At 29.2% G+C, this 1732-nt stretch carries 1 protein-coding gene and 1 pseudogene; both read right to left on the bottom strand.

Annotated elements, in window-relative coordinates; all coding sequences use genetic code 11:
- Positions 1 to 930: hypothetical protein (locus GOQ24_RS12645; RefSeq protein ID WP_160339842.1), on the bottom strand; the 930-nt coding region annotated here is incomplete at its 3' end.
- Between the two features lie 4 nt (positions 931 to 934).
- Positions 935 to 1732 (bottom strand): annotated as a pseudogene (locus GOQ24_RS12650) (cation diffusion facilitator family transporter); the annotation flags it as partial.

The raw sequence follows: 1732 nt of genomic DNA on the forward strand, positions 1-1732 counted from the left end.
TTTAAGTAAACTGATATCTATTAACCCTTTTGAAAGTCTCTCTTCAATACTCGAGATATTAGCCTTATGTGTCTGTACATCTGCCCAGATAGTATCAACATCGCTAAGGTATTTTAATCCTTCTAATTTACTTTTATAATCTTTAAGTAAACTGATATCTATTAACCCTTTTGAAAGTCTCTCTTCAATACCTATAATATTAGTCTTATGTGTCTGTACATCTGTCCAGATAGTATCAACATCGCTAAGGTATTTTAATCCTTCTAATTTACTTTTATAATCTTTAAGTAAACTGATATCTATTAACCCTTTTGAAAGTCTCTCTTCAATACTCGAGATATTAGCCTTATGTGTCTGTACATCTGCCCAGATAGTATCAACATCAGAAAAATGCTTATTGCTCTCTAAATCCCTTTTTAATTCATCAATACGATTTAGTTGAGTTAGTTTGGCTTTAATATCATTTTCAAAAGAAACTAACTTATTATCAGTCTCTATTTTATTTTTTGTTAGTTTTTCTATTGTTAATTTTAAAACCTGTATCGTTCTAGTTATCTCTTTTTGAGCATTTAAAGCATCGTTTCCCGCTTTTCTAGCTTCTTCAGTTACTACTTCTAACTTGTCAATTGATAGATTAAAATACTTAATATATTCTTTATCTAGAATATCAAAAAAATTATATACAGCAGTAAACTGTTTATATGTATCTATATTTTCTTTATTTAACTGGAATATCAAACTTTGTATATCCGAAACAAATACATTCATATCTTCTCCTGTAACTTTGTGTGTTACACCATACCAAGATTTGCCATGTCTAAATGTACTTAAAGTTGGAGTTTGAGGAGTTTTATCTGCTATTTTTTGTACTGCTAGCTTTGCATTTTCTAATTTTTGTCTATTAGGCTTAATAGGGATTATATCACTCATATAATTACTGGTTCAATAAATTAAACAATTCATCAATATCTTCATCATTCTTGGTTTTTCCAATTTCTATTGACTTGTCCTCTTTTGACTGAACTTCAAAACGTTTATCTAACTCAGAATGTCTGCCATATATATTTATAGCCATTTGATTTTTATTTTGTTCCATATTCACTTTTGCAACGTCTTTCAACTTATCTTGTACTACTAATATCTGATTTCCTTTATCAATTTTCGCTTCTACTAATAAAGATTTCTTCTTCTTAGCTATCATTTTATCAATCAAATTAAGCGCAATTGCACCAATAATACCAGAACCTACAGCTCCAAAAAATATTCCTAACAGACTTGCTAAACTCCCTAAAAGTGGAATTGGAGCAGCAAGAAATGGTATCGTCATTAGTCCTTTTTCAATTCCTTCTCCTAAAACAATTGCTCCTCCTACTGTTAATCCTGCAATAATGATTTTAGATACTTCTAACATTAAAATACTCCTACTCTTTTTTCTATTAACTGGATGTTTAATATAATCTATAGCCTCTCTTAAAGATTTCCAACCTTGTTTTAAAAGCATCCATGCTTTTTTTATCAATCCCACGATAGGCCCAAGGATTGCAGTTGCTACTGTTGTAAGCAATGAATTACTAGACGTTTTTAAATGCTTTTTAAAATCTTTAAAAAAACTTTTAATTGCATTTTCTAAAGATTTTTTAAGGCTTTTCAAGCCTTTCTTTGCTGATTTAAACCATATAATTAATTTTTGTATAATAGTTTTACAGAGTTCAGCAAGCAAAGTCATTAAAAC

Origin of the sequence: Myroides sp. LoEW2-1, from assembly GCF_009767705.1 — a bacterium.
GTDB classification, from domain to species: Bacteria; Bacteroidota; Bacteroidia; order Flavobacteriales; family Flavobacteriaceae; genus Flavobacterium; species Flavobacterium album_A.